The sequence below is a fragment of the Ruminococcus flavefaciens MA2007 genome (assembly GCF_000621845.1).
Lineage (GTDB): Bacteria > Bacillota > Clostridia > Oscillospirales > Ruminococcaceae > Ruminococcus > Ruminococcus flavefaciens_E.
Genome location: NZ_JHXF01000013.1, coordinates 42,246 through 68,662, shown reverse-complemented (window position 1 = coordinate 68,662; position 26,417 = coordinate 42,246). Strand labels below are relative to the sequence as shown.

Annotated in this window: 27 protein-coding genes; 26 read left to right on the top strand and 1 reads right to left on the bottom strand. The window is 43.0% G+C overall.

Annotation, left to right across the window (positions count from 1 at the left end; all coding sequences use genetic code 11):
* The first annotated feature begins 8 nt into the window (after positions 1-8).
* Positions 9-482, top strand: coding sequence for a toll/interleukin-1 receptor domain-containing protein (locus tag T497_RS0107475; protein ID WP_028515084.1), 474 nt, complete (start codon positions 9-11; stop codon positions 480-482).
* A gap of 2 nt (positions 483-484) precedes the next feature.
* Positions 485-880, top strand: coding sequence for a TIR domain-containing protein (locus T497_RS0107470; RefSeq protein ID WP_037324631.1), 396 nt, complete (start codon positions 485-487; stop codon positions 878-880).
* Between the two features lie 123 nt (positions 881-1,003).
* Here the strand turns inward: T497_RS0107470 and T497_RS0107465 are convergent, their stop codons facing one another.
* On the bottom strand, positions 1,004-1,447 hold the full coding sequence (locus T497_RS0107465) for a DUF6076 domain-containing protein (RefSeq protein WP_028515082.1): 444 nt from the start codon (positions 1,445-1,447) through the stop codon (positions 1,004-1,006).
* Positions 1,448-1,742: 295 nt separating this feature from the next.
* Between T497_RS0107465 and T497_RS19025 the strand changes: the two genes are divergently transcribed.
* The 24 genes from T497_RS19025 to T497_RS0107340 all read left to right on the top strand — a co-directional run bounded on the left by T497_RS19025 (position 1,743) and on the right by T497_RS0107340 (position 26,365).
* Positions 1,743-2,105 carry an acyl carrier protein gene (locus tag T497_RS19025; RefSeq protein WP_028515081.1) on the top strand — a complete coding sequence of 121 codons (363 nt, stop codon included), beginning with the start codon at positions 1,743-1,745 and terminating at the stop codon, positions 2,103-2,105.
* Between the two features lie 213 nt (positions 2,106-2,318).
* Entirely contained in the window at positions 2,319-2,735 is a 417-nt protein-coding gene (locus tag T497_RS16165; RefSeq protein ID WP_051530570.1) for a metal-dependent transcriptional regulator, read from the top strand.
* 39 nt (positions 2,736-2,774) lie between these two features.
* On the top strand, positions 2,775-3,476 hold the full coding sequence (locus tag T497_RS0107450) for an ABC transporter ATP-binding protein (RefSeq protein ID WP_028515080.1): 702 nt from the start codon (positions 2,775-2,777) through the stop codon (positions 3,474-3,476).
* Between the two features lie 10 nt (positions 3,477-3,486).
* On the top strand, positions 3,487-5,781 hold the full coding sequence (locus T497_RS0107445; protein ID WP_028515079.1) for an ABC transporter permease: 2,295 nt from the start codon (positions 3,487-3,489) through the stop codon (positions 5,779-5,781).
* Between the two features lie 20 nt (positions 5,782-5,801).
* Positions 5,802-6,599: a class I SAM-dependent methyltransferase gene (locus T497_RS0107440; RefSeq protein ID WP_028515078.1), complete on the top strand. Its 798-nt coding sequence runs from the start codon at positions 5,802-5,804 to the stop codon at positions 6,597-6,599.
* 49 nt (positions 6,600-6,648) lie between these two features.
* Positions 6,649-7,278, top strand: a complete 630-nt coding sequence (locus T497_RS0107435) for a GNAT family N-acetyltransferase (protein WP_028515077.1) — start codon at positions 6,649-6,651, stop codon at positions 7,276-7,278.
* A 224-nt stretch (positions 7,279-7,502) separates the two neighbouring features.
* Entirely contained in the window at positions 7,503-8,147 is a 645-nt protein-coding gene (locus T497_RS0107430; protein WP_028515076.1) for a class I SAM-dependent methyltransferase, read from the top strand.
* A 119-nt stretch (positions 8,148-8,266) separates the two neighbouring features.
* Positions 8,267-8,812, top strand: a complete 546-nt coding sequence (locus T497_RS0107425) for a class I SAM-dependent methyltransferase (RefSeq protein ID WP_242839988.1) — start codon at positions 8,267-8,269, stop codon at positions 8,810-8,812.
* Positions 8,813-8,928: 116 nt separating this feature from the next.
* The gene (locus T497_RS0107415) at positions 8,929-9,552 is read left to right on the top strand and encodes a class I SAM-dependent DNA methyltransferase (RefSeq protein ID WP_028515074.1); all 624 of its coding nucleotides are present in this window, start codon (positions 8,929-8,931) and stop codon (positions 9,550-9,552) included.
* Positions 9,553-9,625: 73 nt separating this feature from the next.
* Entirely contained in the window at positions 9,626-10,135 is a 510-nt protein-coding gene (locus tag T497_RS0107410) for a hypothetical protein (protein WP_028515073.1), read from the top strand.
* Between the two features lie 112 nt (positions 10,136-10,247).
* Positions 10,248-11,231 (top strand): alpha/beta hydrolase, encoded by a 984-nt coding sequence (locus T497_RS0107405; protein ID WP_028515072.1) that lies wholly within the window; start codon positions 10,248-10,250, stop codon positions 11,229-11,231.
* A 2-nt stretch (positions 11,232-11,233) separates the two neighbouring features.
* Positions 11,234-11,809 (top strand): MptD family putative ECF transporter S component, encoded by a 576-nt coding sequence (locus T497_RS0107400; RefSeq protein WP_028515071.1) that lies wholly within the window; start codon positions 11,234-11,236, stop codon positions 11,807-11,809.
* 10 nt (positions 11,810-11,819) lie between these two features.
* Positions 11,820-12,416: a class I SAM-dependent methyltransferase gene (locus T497_RS0107395; RefSeq protein WP_028515070.1), complete on the top strand. Its 597-nt coding sequence runs from the start codon at positions 11,820-11,822 to the stop codon at positions 12,414-12,416.
* 12 nt (positions 12,417-12,428) lie between these two features.
* A complete protein-coding gene (locus T497_RS0107390) occupies positions 12,429-13,214 on the top strand; it encodes a class I SAM-dependent methyltransferase (RefSeq protein ID WP_028515069.1) in 786 nt (261 codons plus the stop codon).
* Positions 13,211-13,993, top strand: a complete 783-nt coding sequence (locus tag T497_RS0107385) for a ZIP family metal transporter (RefSeq protein WP_028515068.1) — start codon at positions 13,211-13,213, stop codon at positions 13,991-13,993. Before T497_RS0107390 ends, T497_RS0107385 begins: the two co-directional genes overlap by 4 nt.
* A 9-nt stretch (positions 13,994-14,002) precedes the next feature.
* Complete coding sequence (locus T497_RS0107380) at positions 14,003-14,488, top strand: methyltransferase family protein (protein ID WP_028515067.1); 486 nt, start codon at positions 14,003-14,005, stop codon at positions 14,486-14,488.
* 11 nt (positions 14,489-14,499) lie between these two features.
* Positions 14,500-15,150 carry a DUF6796 family protein gene (locus T497_RS0107375; protein ID WP_028515066.1) on the top strand — a complete coding sequence of 217 codons (651 nt, stop codon included), beginning with the start codon at positions 14,500-14,502 and terminating at the stop codon, positions 15,148-15,150.
* Between the two features lie 288 nt (positions 15,151-15,438).
* Positions 15,439-16,203 (top strand): AAA family ATPase, encoded by a 765-nt coding sequence (locus T497_RS0107370; RefSeq protein ID WP_028515065.1) that lies wholly within the window; start codon positions 15,439-15,441, stop codon positions 16,201-16,203.
* A complete protein-coding gene (locus tag T497_RS0107365; RefSeq protein WP_051530569.1) occupies positions 16,200-17,474 on the top strand; it encodes a nitrogenase component 1 in 1,275 nt (424 codons plus the stop codon). Before T497_RS0107370 ends, T497_RS0107365 begins: the two co-directional genes overlap by 4 nt.
* Entirely contained in the window at positions 17,471-18,604 is a 1,134-nt protein-coding gene (locus T497_RS0107360; protein WP_028515063.1) for a nitrogenase component 1, read from the top strand. Before T497_RS0107365 ends, T497_RS0107360 begins: the two co-directional genes overlap by 4 nt.
* A 24-nt stretch (positions 18,605-18,628) precedes the next feature.
* On the top strand, positions 18,629-19,837 hold the full coding sequence (locus T497_RS0107355) for an ABC transporter substrate-binding protein (protein ID WP_028515062.1): 1,209 nt from the start codon (positions 18,629-18,631) through the stop codon (positions 19,835-19,837).
* Position 19,838: 1 nt separating this feature from the next.
* Positions 19,839-20,858: a FecCD family ABC transporter permease gene (locus T497_RS0107350; RefSeq protein ID WP_028515061.1), complete on the top strand. Its 1,020-nt coding sequence runs from the start codon at positions 19,839-19,841 to the stop codon at positions 20,856-20,858.
* Positions 20,855-21,640, top strand: coding sequence for an ABC transporter ATP-binding protein (locus T497_RS0107345; protein ID WP_028515060.1), 786 nt, complete (start codon positions 20,855-20,857; stop codon positions 21,638-21,640). The genes T497_RS0107350 and T497_RS0107345 overlap by 4 nt, the downstream gene beginning before the upstream one ends.
* Before the next feature lie 261 nt (positions 21,641-21,901).
* Entirely contained in the window at positions 21,902-26,365 is a 4,464-nt protein-coding gene (locus T497_RS0107340) for an FMN-binding protein (protein ID WP_028515059.1), read from the top strand.
* Positions 26,366-26,417 lie beyond the last annotated feature (52 nt).

Below are 26,417 nucleotides of genomic sequence, written 5' to 3'. Positions count from 1 at the left end.
AGGTCAAAATGAAAGTTTTTATTTCTCATAAAGACGCAGATAGCGCACAGGCGCTTCTATTAAAGAAAGAATTTGAAAAATATGATGTGTCAGCATATTTGGATGTACTTGATAATGATATTAAAGTCGGCGGAAAGCAATTAACAGATCATATTAGGAAAAATCTCAATGCCTGTAGCGATCTCATTGTTGTAATGTCCGAAAAAACAAAGTCTTCTTGGTGGGTTCCATTTGAAATTGGGATGTCTGCTCAAGTTGATATGCCTACGGCAACTTTTTTAAGTCATATGGTTGCTTTACCGGATTACCTTACCTACTGGCCAAGATTGAGATCACTTAATGATATTGCTTTATATGTTAGAACACGAAATAAAGTCTCAGAAGAATCAAGAGTGTATTTTGAGCAATATTCAGTTGAAAATCGTCAAAGGTACGAAACTGAACGATTCTATGCAAAGTTAAAAGAAGAAATGAGGAGATAATTATGATTTATAATATTTTTATTAGCCATTCATGGTCATATAGTGATGCTTATGAAAAATTAATATCCTTATTAGATGATGCGCCTAATTTTTCATATAGGGATTATTCAGTTCCGAAAGATGATCCTATCCATAACGCAAATAATGAACGTGAATTACGAGCTGCAATAAGAAATCAAATGCAACACGCTTCATATGTCCTTATTCTCGCAGGTGTTTATTCTACTTATAGTAAGTGGATTAATATAGAAATTGAGTTGGCGCAGGAAATGGGAAAGCGAATAATAGCTATTGAACCTTGGGGCTCAGAACGTACTTCCACAGTTGTAAAAAGCAACGCTAATAAAATAGTAAAATGGAATTCGGCCTCAATTGTCAGTGCTATAAAAGGGAATTAATAACCGCTATAATCTGCCTTTTAATGAACAGGAATCAAGAGCGCATTGTTTTCACAAGTCGTACGGGTTATACCTATCGCACCATTTCCGTCTCAATGGGAGATTTGAAAAACATTGTATGAACTATATTCTAATCAGCTTCTGATACTCCTCAATCTCCAACTCACCGTCAGCAGCCTGCTGCCTTAGCTGTATAGCGTACTCTCCCCACTCAGAAAACTCAGCCTTTGTCATTTTACCTTTCATGAAGCGAGCGTAGTGCTGTTTGTAGCCACGGTTATAGATCTCCCAGATAGGATCGCTCTTGAGTTTTTCCTTGAAGTTGTGGCTCATAGCGTGATCGCGACAGGTCTTAGGAGGATTGCTGCTGATAAGACGTTTGCAGAAGTGAGAGAACGTGGTATTCTTCATAATGAACCAGCGACCACAGTTCTTGCAACGGACAGGCATGAATTTCTCCTCGATACACTTGAACAATTCAAAATACAGAAAGGCTCCCAGCGATGTGAAACGATAGGTCTCACAGAGTATGGGACCTTTTTTCGTATCAATTATCGTGTGTCCCATGCACATACTTCCACTTGAAACAACACCTGTGTATCGCTGGAAAGTGTCAATAACTTTCTGAGTTGTCGGATAGCTATTGTGGTCACAGAGCTCGTCCGCGAACGGCATAAAAATATTCTTGACTCGAATAATATCTTCGATAAAAGTTGCGAATTCGTTCGTCATCTGCTCGATACAGGTCGCGTGTTCAAGTCACGTTTCCAGCTCCACAAGAAAACCGCTTAGAATAGCCTTCTAAGCGGTTTTTGCTTTGCTTGGATTGTTAATGCTCGAAGGAGCACTGTTTACGTTATAAATGATTTTTGCTGTATCTGAGGTGGTATGCAGACAACATCTCTTTCCTGTACTTACAACAAATAATACTCGATATATAATTGTAGTATTATGTACTATAATACATAAAATTAGTTTAAATGATGAAGAACGATCACAGGATGTCACATGCCCCGAAATTCTGGCAGTATATTGCGATATTCTCGGCAGAGATGACCTGACTCTTGCTGATAACTTCTTCCGCTGTGGCGGAGATTCTATTAAAGCTATACGGCTTTTGTATGAACTCAACGATAGAACAGGAACATTACTGCAGCTGGCAGATATATTTGAATTCCCTGTTATATACGACATGCAGAATCACATTGCAGCTGTAAAAAAATAGTATCAAATTAATTAAAATTACGAAGGCAGCAACAGTTACTGTGCTGTTTCCGTAATTTTGTCCTTATATAAAGATATTATGACAGAAATAAAACAACAAGAGTTACGCCTCTTTTTTATGCTTCATATTGACAATACGAATGTTTAGTGATATAATCTTAATATAAAGTTATTACGTACTAACTATTATTATACAATTAAAGAAGGTGTTTTAGTGCTCGGTAAGGAAAAAACGGAAAATTATCTTAGAACTATACTCAAAATTCAGGAATCGTGCGGCAGTGCCAGAGGCATTGATATAGTCGGAGAACTTGGCGTTTCAAAGCCAACGGTCAGTATAGCTGTTCATGAACTTGAGAAAGAAGGATACATTGAAGGCATAAACGGTTCTCATATTATTCTGACAAGAAAAGGAATGAAACTTGCCAGAAAGATAAAAGGAAGGTATTATTTTTTCTTTTATATGTTAAGATATCTTGGCGTAGGAGAAGAAAATGCAAAAATCGATGCGTGTAAAATGGAGCACAGTATGTGCGACGAGTCATATAAAGCGCTTTTTGATTTTTTCTTTCAGAAGCATCCTGAGATAGTATCGCAAGAAAATAACAGATTGAAGGATTTATTTTTTTGATATCAAGTTTGCGAAGACTAACAAATTGGAGGGATATATATGAAAACAGTTGAATTCGAGAACGTAGTAAAAATTTATGGTAAAGGTGAGGGAAAGCAGGTAGCGGTTGACCATGTGAGCTTTACCATAGAAAAAGGAGAATTTGTAGTCATACTCGGACAGTCGGGCGCAGGAAAGTCCACTGTGCTGAATATGCTGGGTGGAATGGACGTACCGACTGAGGGCAAAGTGATCGTTGATGGCAAGGATATATCTTCATATAGCGATAAACAGCTTTCGGAATACCGTGCTGATACTATCGGTTTCATATTCCAGTTCTATAATCTTCTGCCAGGACTTACCGCTTACGAAAATGTAGCACTTGTCAAGGACATAAAGAAATCTGCGCTGAGTGCGGATGAAATGCTTGAGCGCGTGGGGCTTGCTGACCAGAAGAATAAGTTTCCGACACAGATGTCAGGCGGTCAGCAGCAGAGAGTATCTATTGCAAGAGCTCTTGCCAAAGATCCGAAGATAATCCTCGGCGATGAGCCTACTGGCGCACTTGATTCGGAAACGGGAAAGCTGGTCATAGACCTGCTGCAAAAGCTTTCTACCGAGCATGGAAATACCGTCATTCTTGTTACCCATAATGCGGATATCGCAAAGTGTGCGAACCGCATAATCCACATGAGGAACGGTAAGATAAAGTCTGTAAAGACCAATGAGAATCCGCTGTCTGTAAACGATATCGACTGGTGAGGTGACAGCAATGCTCAGAAAGAAAATGCTTCGTGACATCAAGGCTAACTTTGCACAGTTCTTTTCAATAATGATACTGTCTCTGATAGCAATGTGGTGCTATACGGGATTTCAGGCAAATGTCATCGGAGGCAACAAAGCAAGAAACGATTTTGAAAACAGTTCAAACTTTGCTGACGGCTGGATATACGGTGCGGATTTCAGTGAGGAACAGGCAAAGAAAATTGCAGATATCAGCGGCGTCAAAGACGTGCAGCGACGAACCGAGGTGCTCGGAAAAGCTGATGAAAAATACAATACTGCGGAAATGTACTGCTATTTTCAGAACAGTGCTGATGTTACGATACCGCGCACGATTGAGGGTGATGACTTCAATGCGGATGATACAGACGGGCTTTGGCTTTTCAGCCGCTTTGCCGAGACATGGGGAATAAAAGTCGGTGACAAATTCACAGTTCATGTTATGGGACTTGACATCGAAAAAGAAGTCAAGGGACTTATCGTTACTCCCGAATATGAATTCGCCTGCGCCTCGACTGATACTGATACGGACTTTCATAACATAGGATTTGCTTATTTATCGCAGAAAGTCCTGCCTGAGGAAATGCGTATAAATAACGAGATAATTTTTACCTGCGACGGCAAGGCGCTTAGCTACGAAAAGGATATCGCAAATGCTCTTGGCGATAATTACGCATATTTTGCCGACAGAAACAGCATTCGCGGCTGGTATCAGCTTTCGGACGAGCTTGCACAGCACGACAGCTTTTCGTACATATTCTCTTTTGTATTCGTAGCTATTGCACTGCTCGTTATTATCACCACTATGAAACGTATGATAGCACAGCAGAGAACACAGATAGGCACGCTCAACGCTCTCGGAATGAAAAAGCGAAAGATACTTGCTCACTACCTTAGCTACAGCTTTGTACTGTCGACGATTGGCTGTATCCTTGGAATAATACTCGGCATACTGACATTCGGCAGACTTATGGTGAATATGTTCAGTCAGTTCTACACTCTTCCGAACTGGCAGCCCGGATTCAGCTACAAGAGTATCATAGTTGCGGCGGTTCTTATGTTTATATGTACGGGAACGTCTTATCTTAGCTGCAAGCAGATACTGAAGATACACCCGTCGGAAGCTCTCAGACCTGCGGCTGCCAAGACTGCAAAGCCCTGCATTTTTGAGAAGCTGCCGTTCTGGAAAAAGCTCAGTTTCAATGTAAGGTACAATCTCCGCGATATATCACGTTCTAAAATGAGGGCGTTTATGGGAGTTTTCGGCACCTGCATGGGTATGATGATAATGGAGCTTGGACTTGGTGCCTATGACACAGTAGATTATGTCCGTGACTGGTATTTCCATGATATCCAGAATTATGAGTATCAGGTGCTGCTCAATGACAGCTGCACTCCCGAACAGGCTGAAGAGTTAAAAATCGAGACAGGCGGTGAGCTTATAGCTATGGAAGCGATATCCATAGCTGCAAAGGAACACCCGACTTCCGATGGTATCATAAGCTGTAAACTGGCAGTTACCGAGGGAGAGCAGCTCTACTGCGTATCGGATACAGAGCTCAGAACAACTCCCATAAGGAAAGGCACTGTTGCTCTGACTATGAAACAGGCAAAAAAGCTGGGACTTTCAGAGGGAGACAAGGTTTACTGGAAAACAGCGACAGGTTCTGAATGGAACGAGAGTAAAATAGGACTTATATCGCGCCACCCGAATATTACGGGAATAACAATGCTGCGTGAGGATTACGAGGCAGTAGGAATGGACTTCCGACCTGTAATGCTGGTATCGAAGAACAACTGTGAAAATACTGCCGATAACGACTGTGTTTCCGCAGTTCACAGTATGAAAGATCTTATCGCTGCCTTTGACAAGATGATGGAGATAATGAATCTGCTGGTATATTTCATGGTGATATTCTCAGTCCTGCTGATAGTCATAGTTCTCTATAATTCGGGTAATCTTTCATTCAATGAGCGCGAAAAGGAATTTGCAACTCTTAAAGTTCTTGGCTTTAAGAGCAGCGCTATACGTCGACTACTCTCTACACAAAACCTGTGGCTGTCCATTATCGGCTGCATATTGGGGCTCCCCCTCGGACGTGTACCATTGCAGGCAATGATGGACTCCAACGGCGACGCAGTTGACTGGCCGTGCTATATTGCACCGACAACATATATAATTGCGGCAATATTTGTAATGACTGTATCTGTACTTGTCAGCTTTATGTTCTCGCGCAGGATAAAGAAGATAGACATGGTCGAAGTGCTGAAAGGTATGGAATAAATATTAAAGGAGTAATTATTATGGAATTAAGATTAGGCGATGTGCAGACTACTGCACTTATCCCTCTTGCTGTAAAGGCAAATGAAACACTCAGAAAAAACGCTCGTGTCAAAGACAGGAAAGCAGTGGAGATCATAAAGACACTGAATATTGATACCACTCCGTATGATAAGTTCATGTCTCATGAAGGAGTAATTGCGCGAACAATAATGCTTGACCGTCAGCTGAAAGGAATAATCAGGAAAGCCCCTGATACTGTAATTGTAAATGTAGGTGCAGGCTTTGACAACAGATTTGAAAGAGTAGATAACGGCAGGATAGAGTGGTTCGATCTTGACCTTCCGGATTCTATCGCTGCAAGAAGAAAGGCTTTTACTGAACGTGAACGTGTAACGATGATTGCAGGAAATGCACTGGAAAGCGACTGGTGTAAAACGGTACAGGAAGCGCTTGCCGGCAGAAGATCCAAACCTGTTTTTATTGCTGAGGGCTTATTTATGTACCTGACACTTGATCAGATACGTACTTTTCTTGAAGTTCTGAAAAATAACTTTCCTGACGGCGGTATACTGATCGCTGAGCAGAACTGCAAGGCAATGCAGAAAAGCGAAAAGCATCACGATACAGTAAAAAATACAAATGCGCACTTCATGTCCGGCACTGATTCGGGACAGGAGATCGCTGATCTGACAGACGGTATACGGTTTGTGGAAGAACACAGCTTCAATGAAGAGATGAAGAAATACAGCATACGAGCAAAGCTTTTTGCACTGTTATTGCCTAAGATGAATGATCGCTGGGCGACTTTCAGATGGTAACGTTACGATTATTTCAGAGAATGACCATGCACAGAGGAAAGGAACAGCAATGAAAAAAGTACGCTCATTATCAAAAGAGAAAATAGATGAAATATCCGCACTAATCGGTGCGTCGTTCTGGGATTTCCCATATGAACCAAATGAAGGCGGATTGAAGCCGTTCTTTCCGTCAAAATCGGCTATGACCGAATACATGAAATCCTTTGTTATTGCAGGCATCGAAAGCGGAACGTTTTACTGCACCGATAACAGTGAGGGCTATATTCTCATCACTGATACAAAAGGAAATCATCCGAATTTCCGAAGCATTGTCAAAATGGCACGGCGAATGAAAAATGCGCTTGGCGGCTGGGGCAAACTGTTTCCATTTCTGAAACAGGCAAACAGCGGCTGTGACATCAAGCCACTTGAGATACAGATGAAAAAGCAGAAGAAGCCCTATGTCAAGGTTGAAATGCTGATTGTTACAGAACAGTATCAAGGACAGGGATATATGCGGAAGTTGATGGAGTTTGCTTATAAAATGGCAGACAAAAACGGCTGTCCCTGCATACTTGATACAGATGCCAAGGGCAAATGCGACCGCTATGTACATCTCGGAATGAAGCTCGTTCAGACACGAACTGCGGCAGGCTGTAAGATATATGATCTGATGTACAACAAGGAAGGAATGAATTGATATGAGCATCCTTGTCATTATCATATGCACACAAGCATATAGCGTTCCCATATTTAAGCCATGTAATGATAACAAAAAACTCTCCGCTATACAGGTTGCTTTTCAAGATTGAAAAGCAGTATCCGAAACACTGTGCTGCAGAGCGTGAAAAATTAAAAAAGTTGCTGCTTGACTGGATCAATCATGTCTGGTAAACAGCGTTCTAAATCGATGGAGGTAATATAATGACACCAAGAGAATATAAAGACTTATCAATAAAGGAGTTCACCAAAGCTGCCGAGATATATGAATCTGACAATGCCGGCGTATATAATATGTGCAAAAAGGATTATCCCGATGTGCTGGCAGAGCTTGAAAAAGAGCCATTTACCGACCTTCTGGACTGCGGCTGTGGAACTGGTCCTATGCTGACGCTGTTGCATAAGAAATATCCTGACAAGCATTACACAGGTATTGACCTGACACCGAAAATGATAGAAGTTGCAAAAAGAAAAAATATAAAGAATGTAGAACTCATAGTCGGTGATTGTGAGAATATGCCATTTGCTGATAATTCCTTTGATGTGATGATCTGCTGTGAGAGCTTTCATCATTACCCGAATCCGCAGGATTTTTTCAATAGTGTTTACCGTGTTCTTCGACCTAATGGCAGATTTATTCTGCGTGATATTACAGTTGAGCCGTCAGTTAAACGCTGGCTGTTTAATCACATCGGTGTAAAGCTCGTGAACCTGACAGGCAAGGGCGATGTTCGGATATACGGCAGAGATGATATCAAAAAGCTGTGTGACGGCGCAGGACTTCAAATGGAATCCTTTGAAAAGAGAGGCTTCTGCCGTCTGCATTGTGTTGCAAGGAAGGCTGGATAATGTTAAAACAATATGATGATATCAAAAGCTCCTACAAGAAGTCGCGTGATATCTATGATGATGTTCTGACAAAAGGTAAATGGTGGAGCAAGCTGTATATCCGTTTGTTCTGGAGCAATGTGGACGATAATGAAATTGCGGAAAAAGTGCTTTCATATATTCCTGATGAATTTTCAGGCAGACTGCTTGATGTGCCTGTGGGGACAGCTGTTTTTACACACAACAAATATTCAGTTCTGGGAAATGCTGATATTATTTGCCTTGATTACAGTGACGATATGCTTTCTAAAGCTCGTGAACGTATGAAAAGACTTGAAAACGTCAATCTTGTTCAGGGGGATGTCGGACAGCTTCCGTACAAGAATGAATCATTTGATATTGTGCTCAGCATGAATGGTTTTCATGCTTTTCCTGATAAAAAGGCGGCATTTCGTGAAACTTACCGTGTACTGAAAAAAGGCGGAAGTTTTATAGCCTGCTTTTATATCAAGGGCGAGTCAAAGATAACTGACAGCCTTGTACGATATTTCTTGGCTAAAAAAGGCTGGTTTACGCCGCCGTTTGATACTGCTGATAAATTGAAAAAGCGTTTACATAAGGTTTATGATCTGACTGATTTTAATGTTGAAGGTTCTATGGTGTATTTCTGTGCAGTAAAACAATGAATTTAGGAGTTTAGAGCAATGGAAAAATATGATATATCTCAGAAAAACGTATTCAAAACAGGCACATACGAGCTGAACAGTGTTGCATTGAATAATTACAAAGGAGAATCATAGTTATGGGACTAATGAAGAAGTTTTTTAGTCAGACAAGAAAACCAGAAGGTACACTCGGAAAGATGATGCTTAAAGGTATGAACTCAGGTCACGCAAAGCTTGCGGACTGGGGATTTGAGCATCTGCCGAAGCTCTCTCCAAAAAAGGCAGCCGATCTTGGCTGCGGTGCAGGCAGAAATGCAGGAGAGCTTCTGAAAAAATATCCGCAGGCAAATGTTACCGCAATGGACTACTCTGCACTTTCTGTCCAGAAGGCAAAGGAATACAATCAGGCAATGATCGACGCAGGTAGATGCAGAGTAATTCAGGGTGATGTTTCGAAGCTGCCACTTGACGTCGACAGCTTTGAGCTTGTAACAGCATTTGAAACGATCTACTTCTGGCCGGGACTTGAAAAATGCTTTTCGCAGGTCGCAAATATTCTGAAAGACGACGGATATTTTATGATTTGCAACGAGTCTGACGGTACAGACCAGACGAGCAAGAAGTTTGAATCCATTATTGACGGTATGCGCTGCTATACTCCTGCTGAGATCACAGCAGCTTTAAAAGCAGCTGGTTTCACAAGTGTGAAATCCGATCATCATCCTTCAAAGCCATGGATCACCGTAATTGCTAAGAAATAGTTCTAGGTAAAAAACGTCCTGTACTTATTCTTTTCAAAGAATTTAAAGTACTATTAGTGAAGAGATGGTATAAATGTTATTAAATCTAGTATATGGTGTGATCGGCATAATCCTTCTCACTGCATTTTGTCTGATTGGTGCTTTCGCGGCACCTCAGGTTGCTTATTGGTGTATGACTCCAAATGCGAAAAAAATATTGGAGGATCATGGGATAAGCAGAAAATTCAGCTTGAAAGGAAAAATCTCGCTTTCTATACTGACATTGGTCATTGGTGTCCTGTATATTATCACGATTATATCTGCAGGAAAACAAGGCGTGACCTCCGGTATGAATTTCTGGCAGCTTACTCTCCGTTTTGTGATCTTCTTCTGGATGATCTCAATCTTCGATGCTGTTGTTCTTGATTGGTGGATGTTCACCAAAACAAAGATTTTTGGTATATTGATAAAGCAAAAAACAGGAAAAACTCCCGAAGTATGGAATGTTGAGCCACAATGGGACGGTAAAGAGTTGCATAAACTAATTATTGAAATATTTGCTTCAGCAATGTTGGCATGGATTTTTCTGAAATTACTGAATTAAAGGGTGAAATATGTTTTGGAATATGGCGCAGATTCTGTGTTCTGATGCTTACTGGACTGTTTGTTGCTGTCATGACAAGCTAATAAATCTGTTGCGTTAAGGTGGTTATAATATGAAATTCGATAAACATGATAAGGTAGTAAAAGCTCCCGATGCTTTGAATAATCCGCTGTATAAGCTGATAAAAGTAGTGGTGAAGGCTGCAAAGATCAGGAACAGCCTTGTAGGTACAAAAGAAGAAGTCCTTGCAAAATCGGCGAAAATGAATGCAAAAAACCGACATTTCATCATGCCCGATGACAGCAAGGCACATTACACTGATCATCTGATATATGGAAATTATCACTGCCTTGAAATTGATATAGAAAAGAAACGGCGGAAGAAAGCGGTGCTGTTCGTATTTGGCGGTGGAATGATACTCGGCTCGGATAAGGGCGATGTGGGACTTTCGAGAAAAATTTCAGAAACTGCAAATGCTGATGTGTGGTTTCCGTATTATCCCCTCTGCCATGAACATGATATGCTTGAAAATGTGCAGATGATATTTGAATGCTATGCGAAAATGCTTAAGTTTTATAAAGCTGAAAATATTGTATTTCTTGGTTTTTCATCGGGCGGAGCACTGATACTCGACCTTATCACATATATCAATGAGCTGAATGACAGCGGAAGCAGTATTCCAATGCCGGGAATGCTTATACCTATTTCGCCCGGGAGCATTCCCATTACAGAAACGGAGAAAGCAGAAATACAAGTGCTCGATAAAAGGGATATCATGATACCTGCCGAGTATATGTATACTGCCCATGATATAATGTGTCACGGCAGAGATATTCCTGAAATATACCTTGCAACGGCACACGGAGATTTCCGCAATGCTCCCATGACGCATTTTTATTACGGAAGTGCTGAAACGCTGTATGCCTTTGCACCGAGCTATGCAGAGAGCTACCGAAAAGCAGGTGCAAAGTGTATTATTCATGTTGGAAAAGGTATGCATCACTGCTATGCACTGCAATACTTTATTCCAGGCTGCAAGCCTGCATTTAATGAAGTGATGAGGCTGATACAAAACTACTTTAATAAGGAGAAATGAGAATGAAATCTGAAAAGAAATGGAGCACGAAGAACGCTTTATGGGTGCTGCTTTATGTTGTTCTTTACGTTGTGATGTCAGTGATCGTCTGCGTATTTGGGGCGATACATCCGTTTTTCTTCGTTTGCTATCAGATAACCGCCGGATTGCTTGTAACTGGAGTAGCAGCGAAAGCATTTGATAAAATAAGGGCTTTTGGAGTTGCGGCGTGTTTATCATGTGGTATGCTTCTTGCTTTCTTTGCAATGCAGGACGCGAATTTGTGGCACTGTGTACCTGTCATAGTTATTGCGGTGCTTGCGGAAATCGTTCGCATGATATTTAAGTATGGCTCAGCAGGCAACCTGATCGCTTCAGTCATTATGACATTTTCTACATTTGGATACTACGGACAGATATGGTTCAATCGTGATTATACATACAAGTGTGCTGTTGAGGAGATGCCGGGCGGTTATGCGGACACACTTATGAATTGCAGCCCTGCATGGGCATTTTCTGTTGTATTGATAATCGGAATAGCTGTTGCTGTTGTAATTTACGCTATAACGAAAAAGCTGTTCAGATTTGAACAGCAATAAGGAGTAAATTATGAGTTTTACAGATAATTTTGGAAATCCAAAAGGACTTCTCGGACGAGTGATGCTTGTCAGTATGGACAAGGAGCATTTGCCAATGGCACAGTGGGCGCTGGAACGCATAAAAATACCAGAGAACGGCAAGGTCGCAGATTTAGGCTGCGGCGGAGGATATAATATAAAGCGTATGCTTGGAATGAGTGCAAAAGCGAAGTTTATCGGGCTGGATATATCAGATGAAAGCGTAAAAAAGGCACAGAAAGTCAATAAAGACGAGCTCGGCAAACGTGTCAAAATAATCAAAGGCAGCGCTGAAAAGCTCCCGTTCAAGGATAACAGCATAGAACTTATCACCGCTTTTGAGACAGTTTTCTTCTGGAAAAAACTTGAAAAAGCGTTCAGGGAGATATACCGTTCGCTTGTAAAGAACGGCTGTTTTGCAGTTATCAATAATTACGGTGATCCGAATGTGGATTGGGAAAAGAAAGTCCCCTGCATGACCAGATATACTGCGGAGCAGATTGCAAATATGCTTAAAACAGCAGGATTTACTGATATTTCAATAAATAAAAAGGAAAATCTGTTTTTAGTTATGGGATATAAAAGGTAAAGGAGTATAATCATGAGTGCAAATTATAAGAACTGGGTGCCAAACGGAATGATAACTGCATTGACTGCAGGAACGGCTATTCTCGGCGCAGGAACAGCAGCGCTTATGTGTGCTAAGATGAGTCCAAAGCTGAAAATGGCTCTTGTCGGAACGGCAGGCGCAGGCACACTTGCCTGCGGTGCGATGACAGCATGGAGCATTTATGCACACTGTAAATTCTCATATAACGGCAACCGACAGCTATCCAAAGCGATTGTCGAGGGTACTGCGAAATATATTACGCTGCCCGAAGGCGGTATCGGACTTGACGTTGGCTGCGGAAGCGGTGCGCTGACCATTGCTTGTGCAAAGCGAAATCCTCAGGGCAGAATGGTCGGCATAGACCGCTGGGGCATGGAGTATGCGTCGTTCAGTCAGCAGCTTTGCGAGGATAATTCTGATTCTGAGGGTGTTCAGAATACGGAATTTCATCAGGGTGACGCCTGCAAGCTTGATTATCCTGATGAATATTTTGACGCAGTTACGAGCAATTATGTTTACCATAATATCACAGGAGTAAATAAACAGGAGCTTCTCCGTGAAACTATGCGTGTGCTGAAAAAAGGCGGCACATTTGCAATACATGACATTATGTCAAAGGCTCGTTACGGCGATATGCAGCAGTTTATCAGTGAACTGTATAACGAGGGCTATGAAGTCGTTGAGCTGATTGACACTACAAACGGTATGTTCATGTCAAAGGGAGAAGCAAAAGTTCTTGGACTGAGCGGCTCGTCGTTGCTTGTGGGCAGAAAATGAAAACAGAAATATTATCTGGACTTCTGATTCCTTTTCTCGGCACCGCACTTGGCGCAGGCTGTGTGCTTTTCATGAAGCACAACCTAAGCAGATGTGTTCAGCGGGCGTTGACAGGATTTGCAGCAGGCGTGATGACAGCCGCTTCGATATGGAGTCTTATAATTCCGGCAATGAATATGTCAGAGAATATGGGAAAACTCGCTTTTCTTCCTGCGGTTGTCGGATTTTGGTGCGGCATTCTTTTCCTTTTGCTGCTTGATAGTCTGATACCACATCTGCACATGAATGAAGAAAAAGCGGAGGGATTGCCGTCAAAGCTGGCACGTACAACAATGATGGTGCTTGCAGTTACGCTACATAATATCCCCGAAGGTATGGCTGTTGGTATCGTATATGCAGGCTTTATATCAGGCTCTGCTGATATGACCGCAGGCGGAGCGCTCGCTCTGGCTCTCGGAATTGCAATACAGAATTTTCCTGAAGGAGCTATCATTTCAATGCCGCTTCATGTGGAGGGAAAAAGCAAATGGAAGGCGTTTGCGGGCGGTGTATTATCAGGAGCAGTTGAACCGGTCGGCGCACTCCTCACGATACTATTTGCAAGTCAATTACTGCCTATAATGCCGTATCTGCTGAGCTTTGCCGCAGGAGCAATGATATATGTGGTGGTAGAGGAACTGATTCCCGAAATGTCTGAAGGAGAGCATTCAAACATCGGTGTTATCCTGTTTTCTGTCGGCTTTACTCTGATGATGATATTGGATGTTGCACTTGGATAGGAGAGAAAAATGAAGAATAAAGAGCATTTACCGATTTTTGGTATCGGACCGTTTCTTGTAGTCGGAATGGCAGTTGTTGCTGCCATTGCGATTGCTGTATTCAGTTATGTTTTACATCTTGGAACCGTCAGTGGATTTCCTGCGGCGATGTTGATAGCCATTGGAATTGCACTTATTATCGCAGGTCTGATCGTCTGGTTTATTGGTGCTGTACGGTCTGGAATGGACGATAATATAAAAGAAAATCATCTGAAAACAGACGGAATATATGCGTGGGTAAGAAATCCAATGTACAGCGGCTGGTGGATGTTGATTACAGGTATCAGCCTGATGTGGCATAATATATTTCTGATTCCCGTGATCGTTATTAATTGTGGCATTATGACCGTTGTGCTGAAAGTAACGGAAGAAAAATGGCTGCATGAGCTTTACGGGCAGGAGTACAAAGAATACTGCAAATGCGTAAACAGATGCATACCATTTAAAAGAAAGTAAAGGAGTATGCTATGTATTTGGGTTTTTCAATATTAGGTCTGATTGGCGGTCTGCTTTGTTGCACGGGAGATATTCTCTTTGATTTGAAAGGTAAAGGAAATGAAAAGCTTGGAACTTCAAAGAATATTGACAGCAACTGGATCAAAATGGCAGATTGGAGATTTGGACTTTCAATCGCTCTTGCTATGATAGGTGATGCGTTAGTAGGGCTTGGTTTTTATTCTATCGGTATGCAGATAGCTGAAACACATTCGCTGCTCGGTTATATGACAATCGGTTTCGGATATTTCGGAGCAATGGCAGGTATTTTTATTCATGCTTTTGTTTGCCTGCAGGCGCTTATTTACAAAGGTGCAATGATACACGGTAATCTGCAAATCGCCGATGATATTCTTGAAAAGCTCTATAAACAGATAACACCTACATTCTTCACAGGCTATATTTCACTGTTAGTACCGACAGTTCTTGTGATAATCGCTATTCTGAACGGCGCACTTGATGTACCAAAGATATGTGTACTGCTGAATCCAATTGTATTCCTGATATTTGGCGTGACCTGCCGAAAAATTGATCCGATAAAATTTCAAGATCTCCCCGGAATCATCATGCCGAGCTTAGGACTTTCTATGTTCGGACTAATCGGGATACTTAATCTAATCTGATAAAAGGGGCAGATTACGATGAAAAAAAGATATATATCAAAAAAATCAGATTCAAAACAGGCACATACGAGTTGGACATAGTTTTATCCATTTGTCATAAGCAATTTGAATATAATTTTTCGAATGAAAATGATTAAACTGGTTCTGCATACAAAGATTTAAGATAATAAATGACTTTTTATTGACAAATCAGGTTTTTAATGTTAGTATATGCTTACTAAGTTTGCTTTAACAGCAAACTTATATTTTTGATATTTAGTTAGCAATATATAACAAGAAGGGTGTTAAATGAGAAAAATAGCAATATATGGAAAAGGCGGTATAGGAAAGTCTACAACGACTTCAAACCTGTCCGCAGCTTTTTCTGCTCTCGGATATAGCGTTTTGCAGATAGGGTGCGATCCGAAAGCAGATTCCACCAAAAACCTCACCGACGGAAAAAGGATAAGCTCTGTACTCGACGCTATTCGTGAAAAAGGTGAGAACAATATCACCGCCGAGGATGTTCTTTTCCGCAGTCCAAGCGGAGTATGGTGTGTTGAGGCAGGTGGTCCGACTCCCGGTATCGGCTGTGCAGGACGCGGTATAATAACGGCTCTTGAAAAGCTTGAAGAACTTGGTGCTTATGATATATGCAAGCCTGATATAATTCTCTATGATGTTCTCGGAGATGTAGTCTGCGGTGGTTTCGCAATGCCTATACGTGACGGCTATGCAAAAAATGTTTTTATCGTCACTTCAGGGGAGATGATGTCGTTGTATGCGGCTTCAAATATTGCTTCTGCTGTGAGAAATTTCGGCAAGCGCGGCTATGCAAGCTATTCGGGAGTTATACTGAATTCGAGAAATGTTCCTGATGAAGTTGAGATAGTTCAAAAAGCACTTGACGAGATAGGCGGGGATATAGTATCGGTGATACCGCGTGACAGCGCGGTACAGGAAGCTGAAAATCAGGGCAAAACAGTCATTGAAGCCCTTCCGCATTCAGAAATGGCGTCATGCTACAGGGAACTTGCAAGTCGGATAATCAAACTTACGGAGGACGAACAATGAGCAAATGCAGTAAAATAAACTTTAACTGTCCTTCTGCGCCGAGTCTTCATTATGTTTCTCCTGCGCACGGCGGTTGGGGAGTTGTAAGGATAGCCGCACTTGTCCCTGAAAGCCACCAGCTTTTTGTATGTCCCTTTGCCTGCGGCAGACATGGAGCGCTCGGAGGCGCTCAGAACGGTATAAAGGACCGTATCTCCTATCTTTTTATTAACGAAGCAGATATAGTTTCGGGCGATTTCGAGCAGCTTATAATCAACAGTGTAGGAGAACTTTTTGAAGCTCTTTCGAAAGTACCAAAGGTTCTGTTTATATTTACATCGTGCCTTGACGATCTTCTCGGCACAGACCATGAAGCCATACTCGCAGAGCTTGACAGTAAGTATCCAGACGTTAAGTTCAGGCACTGCACCATGAACCCGATATCCCTTGATACTCCCTATCCGCCGGGCGTTACTATTGAGATGAATATGTACGGACTTCTTGAAAAAAGCAATGTCAAGCGCAGTCAGATCAATATTCTCGGCAGCAATGTTTCATTCAGCGAGGAGTGCGAGCTGAAAAAGCTTCTTCATTCAAAGGGATGGAGCGTCTCTCACATTTCCGACCACAAGGACTTTAAGAGCTTTCAGACCATGTCGGAAGCAAGGCTTAATATCGTGATAGCTCCCATAGCGCTCAAAGCGGCGCAGCAAATGGAAAAAGAGCTTGGCATACCGTACATGACAGCCTACGTAAACCACACTCCCGAAGTGATAGAGCGGTTTTACGAAGACCTGTCGGAATTTATAGGAGAGGATATTGTTACGCCTTCAAAGGAATACCGTATAAAAGCCGAAGAAAAGCTGGAACAGGCTCGTTCTTTGATAGGAGATTATCCCATAGCAGTGGACTTTCAGGCTGTAATAAAGCCCTTTTCTCTTGCGCTTACCCTTTCGGAATACGGCTTCAATATTGGCATGATAGCTTCTGACGGGATACCGGCACATGAAAAAGGAGCTTTTGAGCTTCTTTCAAAAAAATACCCTGATATACTTGTGGAGGATCCGCTCTGCCACGAAGCTGTTACTTTTCCGTTTGAGGGCAGGCAGTACCTTTGCATAGGATTTGACTGCGGCTATATGACAGGTTCTGACAAGGTCGTGAATATCATGGAAGACGAAGGCCTTTTCGGCTACGACGGCATAGTCCGCCTCATGGATATGCTTGTTGAAGCATACACGGAAAAAGCAGATGTACAGGAAATGATAAAGGAGGCAGGACTTATAATATGAGCAGACTTTGTATCGATCTTCCCCCTCTTGCACCTGATTATTCGGGAGCTGCTTCCGCGTTGTTCGACCTCGGCGGAATTGTTGTAATGCATGACGCTTCAGGCTGTACAGGCAATTACACAAGCTACGACGAACCGCGCTGGCTGGGCTCACGCTCGGCTGTGTTCTGCTCGGGACTTCGCCGTATGGACGCTGTCATGGGCAATGACGATAAGTATATAAATAAGACGATAGCCGCTGCAAAGGACCTTTCCCCTACTGTCATTGCATATCTCGGAAGTCCTGTACCAATGGTGATAGGCACCGACCTGAAAGGCATGGCAGCCGAAACAGAATACTCCACAGGAATACCGTCATTCGGCTTCAACACTACGGGACAGCGCTTCTATGACAGAGGTGCCTCCGATGTATTCACAGCACTGATAAAGCGCTTTACAAAGGAACGCAGCAAGGAGTGCACTTTGGGGAAAAGAGTGAACATACTCGGACTTCTTCCAATAGACTTTGGCAGCAAAGGAAACTGTGAAATGATATGCGAACACATCGTATCGCTGGGATATGAAATAGTATCCCGCTTTGCCGTCGGACTTACAGTTGAACAGGTCGAAGACTGTTCTGATGCCGACCTGAGCATAGTGGTATCGCGTTCGGGTCTTGCCGCCGCAAAACTTCTTCATAAGCTGTACGGAATACCATATATCTGCGGAGTTCCCATAAAAGGCGCTGACGGCTTTGAAAAGAAGCTCAACAGGGAATATGTTTCTGTCGGTTGTCCGTATTCCGATGGCGGTATACTCATCATACACGAACAGATATTTGCAAATTCGCTTCGTGACATGATACATCAAAGCATAGATATATCCGTAACCGTTGGCAGTATGTTCGGGCTAGAAAAAGAACTGGCTCTCCCCTATGATAAGGAGCTCCCCGACGAGAGTGAGGTCAGAAGAGAAGTAAACAGCGGCAGATACTCTGTCATTATTGCTGATCCTATGGTGAAAAAACTGATAAAGAACGAAAATGTCAGATTTATCGGTCTTCCGCACCCTGCCGTATCAAGCAAGCTTCACTGGGATGAGGTACCTGATTATCTCAGTGATGATATAAAAAACATAATATCCTGTCTGTGACAGGGAAACGAAAGGACTAAAAATATGAGTTTAAAAAAGATACTGACAAGTACGCTGTCGGCAATGCTGATGCTGTCATGCTTTACAGGCTGCGGAAGCACAGCTGGCAACGGATCAGAAAACAGTGACGGCAAGCAGGAAGCAACAACTGTAAATGTCACCGACGCAACTTACAACGAAGCTGTGAAAGACGAAAAAACAGATACCGAAAGTGATGAAACAAGAACTATCATCGACCATACAGGCGTCGAGGTTACTCTGCCGAAAGAGATGCATCGAATCGTTATTTCCTCCATACTTCCACTGCCGTCAGTATACTGTCTGTTCAGAGGATCAGCTGAGGATATAATCGGTATTCATCCAAGTTCTATGGCTGCTGCAAAGAATTCATACCTTATAAACGTATTCCCTGAGCTCGCAAACGCTGATACAAGCTTTGTTGAGAACGGCGAGGTAAATGTAGAACAGCTTCTCTCGATGAAGCCCGATGTAGTGTTTTATTCTGCCGCTAACACAGAGGAACGCGCTATGTATGACAATGCAGGTATTCCTGCAGTGGGCTTTTCCACAACTATCGCAGACTACGACTGCGTTGAGACCTATGCTGCATGGATCAAACTTTTCGGTGAGATATACGGCGAGAGCGAGACTGCAAACGAGATAATTGCCGACGGAAGGAAAACAGCCGAGGAGATAAAGGCTGTAACAGATAAGATACCCACAGACGAGCGTCCGGACGTGCTGATACTGTTCAGCTACGATGACGGAGTAATAAAGGCAGGCGGCTCTGATTTCTTTGCTAAGTACTGGATAGAAACAGCAGGCGGAAACAATGTTGCTGCTGCGCTCAAAGGCAGTGCGGAAGTAAATATGGAACAGATATACGAATGGGATCCCGATATCATACTCATCACGAATTTCAGCTCACATCTGCCTGAAGATCTCATAAATAACACTGTCGAGGGCAATGACTGGAGCAATGTCAAGGCTGTAAAGGAAGGTAAGGTCTACAAGTACCCTCTTGGTATGTACCGCTGGTTCCCGCCTGCGTCTGATACTCCTCTTGTGCTGAAATGGCTTGCCAAGACCATACAGCCTGAGCTTTTTGCTGATATGGACATGGACAATGAGCTGAGGAGCTTCTATAGTGAGCACTATGGCGTAGAGCTTACAGATGAGGAGATACAGAAAATATATCACCCTGCACGGGCAGCTTCGGGCAAGAAATCGTAATATGACAAGTGAAAAAAAGCGGCTGCCGTCATTTCTGGCGGCAGTCATACTGATAATACTTCCTGTTATCGCAGCCATAGTATGCCTCGGAATAGGACGCTATTCCCTGAGCGTAAAAGAAACGGTCGATATACTTTTTTCGGGATTTACAGGCAAAACAGTTGACAAAACGGGATATACCGTAATTTTCAGCGTAAGACTGCCGCGTATAATACTTGCGGCAGTTGTAGGTGCAGGACTTTCCTGTGCAGGTGCTGCCTTTCAGGGGCTTTTTTCCAATCCGCTGGCAACTCCCGATACTCTCGGAGTAGCAAGCGGAGCTTCATTCGGTGCAGTTCTGGCGCTTCTTATAGGCGGAGGACTTATAAGCGTACAGCTTTCGGCTCTTGCATTCGGACTTCTGTCATGCTTCATAACCTATTCTCTCAGCCGACGCAACGGCAAGAACAGTATCGTTATGATAGTTCTTGCAGGTATGGTCATATCAGCAGTATTTGAAGCACTTGTCTCGCTGCTGAAATACATCGCGGATCCTGAAGAAGAGCTGCCTGTAATAACTTACTGGCTCATGGGAAGTATGTCAAGAGCAACATACAATAATCTCATAATGGGAGTACCTTTCATCCTTGTGGGGACAATTGTGATCTATGCACTTCGCTGGAGACTTAATATACTTTCACTGAACGATGATGAAGCAAGCTCTCTTGGTATGAACGTGCAGATAATGCGTATCGTATTTATTGCGGCGGCTTCTATGATAACTGCCTCATGCGTATCAATGTGCGGACAGGTTGGCTGGATGGGGCTTCTTGTTCCTCATATAGCACGAATGATAGGAGGAAACAACAACCGCTCCGTCATACCGATAAGCGCAGGTGCAGGAGCATTTCTGATGATAGTTATGGACACCTTTGCAAGAAGTGCGACTTCCGCAGAGATACCTATATCCATACTTACCGCAATAATCGGTGCTCCCGTATTTATAATACTTCTTAGAAAAACAGGAGGTTCCTGGACATGAAATTCGAGGTAAAAAACGGCTGCTTCGGCTATAAAAATACAAAAATACTCAGGAATATCAATTTTGAAGTCAGGGATGGTGAAGTTTTATCCGTACTTGGTTCAAACGGTGTCGGAAAGACTACTCTGCTGAAATGCATGATGGGACTTTTAAAATGGGAAAGCGGAAAATCACTCATAGACGGCACAGACATAAAAAATATTAAAAGCCGTGATTTCTGGCAGAAAATAGCTTATGTTCCGCAGGCGAAGGGCTCTGCTTTCGGATATTCCGCAATAGACATGGTAACGCTTGGAAGGAGTGCTCACCTCGGTACGTTCTCACAACCCAAAGCTGAGGACCGCGATGCAGCTGAACGTGCAATGGAGGATATGGGAATAACCTATCTTGCAGACAAACTCTGCACTGAAATGAGCGGCGGTGAGCTGCAGATGGTACTTATTGCAAGAGCTCTTACCATAGATCCTTCTATGCTTGTTCTTGATGAACCTGAGTCAAATCTTGACTTCAAAAATCAGTTGATAATACTGGAAACTATAAGAAAGTTATCAGAAAAAAGAAGTATATCTGCAATTGTTAACACTCATTATCCCGAACACGCCTTGAAAATATCAGATAAAGCACTCATCCTTAACAGGGACGGCACAAATATTTTCGGTAACGCTGAAGATATTGTAAACGAGGACAATATGAAAAGATCGTTTTCTGTTCAGGTATTCATTGATAATTTCAGTTATATGGGAAAGGAATATAAAAGCGTTACACCGCTTTATCTTGTTTAAATACCGCAATCTGGTCAAAAACTCTCCATATAAAAAACAGCCGCTCTGTATTATGAGCGACTGTTTTTTACATTCAATTCTAGGTTATTTATCATAATTTGTTATTGGCATTTGTATTATCTGCAATATAGAAAACGTAAAAAACTGTTGACATATGCAATAAAGAGTGCTATACTAATTGTGTTAGTAATTACTAACGGCTTATTTTTTATATCCAGCTGTTAAATTATTATCAATACATAATAAAGTGAGGTCATAAAAATGAAGAAACACAGACTACGCAACAAACGTCTTTTATGCGCTGTATTGTCTGCGGCGCTGATGACGAATTCCGTTCATTTTGCCGCTGTCAGCGGAGCTTCCGCCTATAAAGACGGAACGTATACGGGTACGGCAGGCGGCTTCAACGGAGATATCACAGTTTCGGTAACTATCAAGGACGGTTCTATATCCGCCATAGACGTTACAGACCAAAAGGATACTCCTTCATACTGGGAGAGAGCAAAGGTGATAATCCCTGATATCATAGCTGCAAACGGCACGTCAGGCATTGACGCTGTAAGTGGAGCAACATACAGCAGCGAAGGTATAATAAATGCTGTAAATAATGCTCTTGCAAAAAGCAATGCTCCCGAGTGCTTTGAGGACGGTATAGGCAGTGCAAATGATCCCTTTGTGATAAAGACGGCTGCTCAGCTTTCTGCTTTTGCAAAGAGCGTTGACGAGGGAGAAAACTATATGGGCAAGTATATCGTGCTTGACGCGGATATCGACCTGTCGGAAATCGAAAACTGGAATCCTATAGGAGCTGAGGGCGCGGCAGGCAAGAATCTGGATAAGATATTTGCAGGCAATTTCAACGGCAGAGGTCATGTCATTAAAGGACTCAATATCAAAACAACTGAAAAAGCTCCCTATTCTGAAGAAACCAATGTGGGCTTGTTCTCAACGCTTCTCAGCACAGCGAAGGTCTCGGGAATAAAGCTCGAAAACGTTGATATCAGTGTTTCCGGAGCAAAGGTGGTCAGGGCAGGCGGAATCACAGGTGATATCACAAGCAGGGCTGTTTCAAAGACGGACGGTCACGCAGTAGTTGACAGCTGTAGTGTCAGCGGTTCTGTATCTGCCAAGACAAACGAAGCTATGGTAATGACAGGCGGTGTAGTTGGCAGAGCGGCAGGAAATGCAACTATTTCAAACTGCATATCAGAAGCAGGCGTTGAGTCATCGTCAGGCACTAAAATTGCATACGGCGCAGGTATCGTTTCCATGGCAGGCAACGACACATATATCGTAAACTGCGCTGACACAGGCGCTGTAAAGGTCCTTACAGCAAGCGGACTTTTCCTTTATGCAGGCGGTGTTGCAGGCATGATGACCTCGGCGCAGTATAACTGCTTCTCGGCAGGAAATGTCACTGTCGGAACTATAGCACAGGCAGACGCCGCAAACTGCGCAGGTATCATCAACGGAGCCCTTATGCCTGCGGCTTCGGGAAAATATGATTATTACGCAGAAAGCGCTAAGCTGAATTATGTAAACGAGACAGGTTCTGCATCAGCAGTTGAAGCTGTATCTCACGGTGCAGGCTCTATGAATGCAGAGGGTACGTTTACCGCTGAAAAGGTCAAAGAGATAAACAGCGCCGAATTCGTAAAGAAGCTCAACGATAATTTCTATGATATCGCTAAGACTCTTGGCGATACGGAGTTCAAGCTCTGGAAGCTCTCCGACGAGGGAAAGATAACTCTTTCAGATGAAGTTTTCATAAATGATGTTATTGATACTTCCATATTTGAATCGGGAAAGGGTACTGCTGAGGAGCCATATATGCTGAAAACAGCAGACCAGCTTCGCGCATTTGCTTTGTCGCTCTCCGAGCATATCGACTATTCAGGTGTGTTCATCGAGCTTATGAGCGATATTGACGTATCCGACAAGGAGTGGACTCCTATCGGCGACAGCGACTATGTTTTCAACGGCAGCTTCGACGGAAAGGGACATACTGTAAAGGGTATGACAGTTGGCAGCGCCGATACTGCTAAAAAGCTTGAGGACGGCAAGAATTATATCGGATTTTTCAGCGTTCTTGGTACGAATGCAGTTGTAAAGAATGTGAAGCTTACAGATGTGCTTATCAATATTTCCTATAATTCAAGCGCATATGCAGGCGGTATCGCAGCAGTTATGAACTCCGAGGGCGAAGGCTGCAAGGGAGCGGTGATCGACAGCTGCTCAGTCAAGGGCAAAATTACCCTGACCTCTGATAAGGGCAATAACTTTGTCGGCGGAATCGCTTCATACGTTTACAAAGGTGCTATCATCAACTGCATGACTGATGTTGACGCTTACTGCACAGTGACCAAGGGCGGCTCATTCGGTGAAACAGGCGGTCTTGCCGCACTGGTGAACAGAGGTCTTGTTGCAAACAGCTACTCTCTCGGAAATGTTTACGGCAGCGGAAACCGTGAGGATGAAGGTATGGCTGTTATCAGCTCACTTGTTGCTGTAAATGCAGGATATCTGGTGAACTGCTACGGCGCAGGTCAGCACGAAACAAATGATTATTCAATATATACAGGAGCTGTTTCAGGCTGGATAACAGGTATCGGCCATACATACGACTGCTATTACAACGGCGAAGCTTCAATGAAGATAGGTGGTAAAACAGTTGATCCCGTTGCTAATGTTGGTACAAGAGTTTCATCGGGTGTAAGCGACGAGGGTATGGCTTACACAGGCGGAGTTGTATACAAAAACGAGGCTTATACCTCAAAGGATTACAGCAAGCTTGCTGAGAAGCTGAATGCTAATTTCAAGGCGTTCCCTGCTGAGCTTACGCAGTTCGGAATCACGAATAATTCACTTAAAGCATGGAAATATGATAACGAGGTAACATTTGCAGACGATTATGAAGAAGCGACATATGTACAGCCCGAAGCTGAGATAGTGAAAAAAGAGGAGCCGAAGCTCAACGACGGTACATGGTACGGACGTGACAAGGATAAAAAGGTGGTTGTTACTATTACAGTTGAGAACGGAGAGGTGAAAAAGACAGTTTCCTCCGACGGTTCGGCTAATGGTGAAGCTTACGATGAGGCACTTAAAACCGCAAAGGACAAGTCAACATATAATGACACGACAACATACACTCCTGCCGATACTTCAAAATTCGCAGGCGGCAAGGGCACAGAGGAAGAACCATATCTTATTAAAACAGAAGCACAGCTCCGTTACATTGCCGAGGCTATGAATGACGACGTTGACTGGAAGGGCATATGGTTCGCACTTGACAGCGATATCAACCTTACAGGCGGCGACTGGCTCCCTATCGGTCATGCTATTCAGGCAGAGATAAACGGACAGAAGGAAAATGTTTCCGTATATCCGTTCAGAGGAAACTTTGACGGCAGAAATCATACTATTACAGGTCTTACAATAGGCAGCAAGGACGCTCCTGCGGATATATACCTTTCAGGATTATTTGGTCTGGCAGCAGGTGAGCATGATACGAACCTCACTCCCGAAGCTGATGAAAAGCTTGTTACTATCAGAAATATCAAGCTCAGGGATATCTCCATAAATGTTGATTCACGCTATGAAGCAAATGTGGGCGGACTCATTGCATGGGCTCAGAACGGCTTTGTCATTGACAACTGCTCCGTTGAAGGCAGCATCAATGCTAAAACAAGAGAATCCTTTGCAAGAATAGGCGGACTTGTCGGCAGTACTCTCCGCGGCACTATCACAGACTGCTGCACAAATGTTGAGATAAACGCTGCTACAGGAACTTCGACCGTATATGCAGGCGGTCTGGCAGGAATGACGAACCGCTCCGCACAGGTGAACTGCTTTACTCTCGGCAATATTTCTGCCAATGCAGAAAGCAACAACAAGGCAATAGTCGGCGGACTTACAGGTATGTCAGGTGGTACAAATATAAACTGTTTTACATACGGAAATGTTGAATCTCTCATCACAACTATTGATGTTGGCGGTATAAACGGAAGAAACGCCGGTATTTCACTTGATTACGAGTGCTATTACAATGGAAGCGCAGTTTATAAGACAGCAGGCAAGGAGCTCGATAAAAAGGCAGCTTCGGGTACCGTTGTCGGCGGAGAACTGAAAACAGCTTCAAAAACTGCCGCAGAAATGGCTTCTGATGAGTTTGCAGCTGCTCTGAATGCAAATAAAGCAAATATGCCGAATATTCTTAAAGAAGTAAGCGCATATCTTGATGATATGATGTCCAATAACAAGGAAGGTCTTTCACATCTGCTGTTTTATACAAAGGACGGAACAGACCTCAACAGCTGGAGCAAGGGTGAGAAGTCGCCTGTATTCACAGCTGAAAACAGCAGCGAAACAAAGACAGATGACGAAAAGAGCAATATTGCCTCTGACGAGGTGCTTGGCAACTGGGCATTGAAAGATTACCTCCGCAAGAATAATGTAGGCGGTACAGATATTACAATAAAGCACAGCAGCGACGGAAACCGCGAGATAACCATCTATGACAGCACAGGTAAGGCACTTGAAAAATACACTGTCGATCCCAAGACGGGAAAGGGCGTAAATTCAGCGAATGAAGCTGTTGACCTGCCTCAGACAGGCGATAATTCCCTTACGCATATCATCATAATGACCATTGCAATGGCAATGCTCGGACTTGGAATAATTTGCTTAAAAAGCAGTATGAAAATACGACGTAAGGAAGAATAATTACACAGAAACAAACAAGGCAGGGAATAAAAATCCCTGCCTTGTTTTGTAT

What these genes read in the sequence shown, in the direction of transcription:
- T497_RS0107430 (WP_028515076.1), top strand. Translation starts at nt 7,503, where the DNA reads ATGACACCAAGAGAATATAAAGACTTATCAATAAAGGAGTTCACCAAA.
- T497_RS0107415 (WP_028515074.1), top strand. Translation starts at nt 8,929, where the DNA reads ATGGGACTAATGAAGAAGTTTTTTAGTCAGACAAGAAAACCAGAAGGT.
- T497_RS0107385 (WP_028515068.1), top strand. Translation starts at nt 13,211, where the DNA reads ATGAAAACAGAAATATTATCTGGACTTCTGATTCCTTTTCTCGGCACC.
- T497_RS0107375 (WP_028515066.1), top strand. Translation starts at nt 14,500, where the DNA reads ATGTATTTGGGTTTTTCAATATTAGGTCTGATTGGCGGTCTGCTTTGT.
- T497_RS0107380 (WP_028515067.1), top strand. Translation starts at nt 14,003, where the DNA reads ATGAAGAATAAAGAGCATTTACCGATTTTTGGTATCGGACCGTTTCTT.
- T497_RS0107355 (WP_028515062.1), top strand. Translation starts at nt 18,629, where the DNA reads ATGAGTTTAAAAAAGATACTGACAAGTACGCTGTCGGCAATGCTGATG.
- T497_RS0107370 (WP_028515065.1), top strand. Translation starts at nt 15,439, where the DNA reads ATGAGAAAAATAGCAATATATGGAAAAGGCGGTATAGGAAAGTCTACA.
- T497_RS0107360 (WP_028515063.1), top strand. Translation starts at nt 17,471, where the DNA reads ATGAGCAGACTTTGTATCGATCTTCCCCCTCTTGCACCTGATTATTCG.
- T497_RS0107450 (WP_028515080.1), top strand. Translation starts at nt 2,775, where the DNA reads ATGAAAACAGTTGAATTCGAGAACGTAGTAAAAATTTATGGTAAAGGT.
- T497_RS0107465 (WP_028515082.1), bottom strand. Translation starts at nt 1,447, where the DNA reads ATGGGACACACGATAATTGATACGAAAAAAGGTCCCATACTCTGTGAG.
- T497_RS0107470 (WP_037324631.1), top strand. Translation starts at nt 485, where the DNA reads ATGATTTATAATATTTTTATTAGCCATTCATGGTCATATAGTGATGCT.
- T497_RS0107395 (WP_028515070.1), top strand. Translation starts at nt 11,820, where the DNA reads ATGAGTTTTACAGATAATTTTGGAAATCCAAAAGGACTTCTCGGACGA.
- T497_RS0107390 (WP_028515069.1), top strand. Translation starts at nt 12,429, where the DNA reads ATGAGTGCAAATTATAAGAACTGGGTGCCAAACGGAATGATAACTGCA.
- T497_RS0107475 (WP_028515084.1), top strand. Translation starts at nt 9, where the DNA reads ATGAAAGTTTTTATTTCTCATAAAGACGCAGATAGCGCACAGGCGCTT.
- T497_RS0107400 (WP_028515071.1), top strand. Translation starts at nt 11,234, where the DNA reads ATGAAATCTGAAAAGAAATGGAGCACGAAGAACGCTTTATGGGTGCTG.
- T497_RS0107350 (WP_028515061.1), top strand. Translation starts at nt 19,839, where the DNA reads ATGACAAGTGAAAAAAAGCGGCTGCCGTCATTTCTGGCGGCAGTCATA.
- T497_RS0107410 (WP_028515073.1), top strand. Translation starts at nt 9,626, where the DNA reads ATGTTATTAAATCTAGTATATGGTGTGATCGGCATAATCCTTCTCACT.
- T497_RS0107340 (WP_028515059.1), top strand. Translation starts at nt 21,902, where the DNA reads ATGAAGAAACACAGACTACGCAACAAACGTCTTTTATGCGCTGTATTG.
- T497_RS19025 (WP_028515081.1), top strand. Translation starts at nt 1,743, where the DNA reads ATGATTTTTGCTGTATCTGAGGTGGTATGCAGACAACATCTCTTTCCT.
- T497_RS0107345 (WP_028515060.1), top strand. Translation starts at nt 20,855, where the DNA reads ATGAAATTCGAGGTAAAAAACGGCTGCTTCGGCTATAAAAATACAAAA.
- T497_RS0107405 (WP_028515072.1), top strand. Translation starts at nt 10,248, where the DNA reads ATGAAATTCGATAAACATGATAAGGTAGTAAAAGCTCCCGATGCTTTG.
- T497_RS0107440 (WP_028515078.1), top strand. Translation starts at nt 5,802, where the DNA reads ATGGAATTAAGATTAGGCGATGTGCAGACTACTGCACTTATCCCTCTT.
- T497_RS0107445 (WP_028515079.1), top strand. Translation starts at nt 3,487, where the DNA reads ATGCTCAGAAAGAAAATGCTTCGTGACATCAAGGCTAACTTTGCACAG.
- T497_RS0107435 (WP_028515077.1), top strand. Translation starts at nt 6,649, where the DNA reads ATGAAAAAAGTACGCTCATTATCAAAAGAGAAAATAGATGAAATATCC.
- T497_RS0107365 (WP_051530569.1), top strand. Translation starts at nt 16,200, where the DNA reads ATGAGCAAATGCAGTAAAATAAACTTTAACTGTCCTTCTGCGCCGAGT.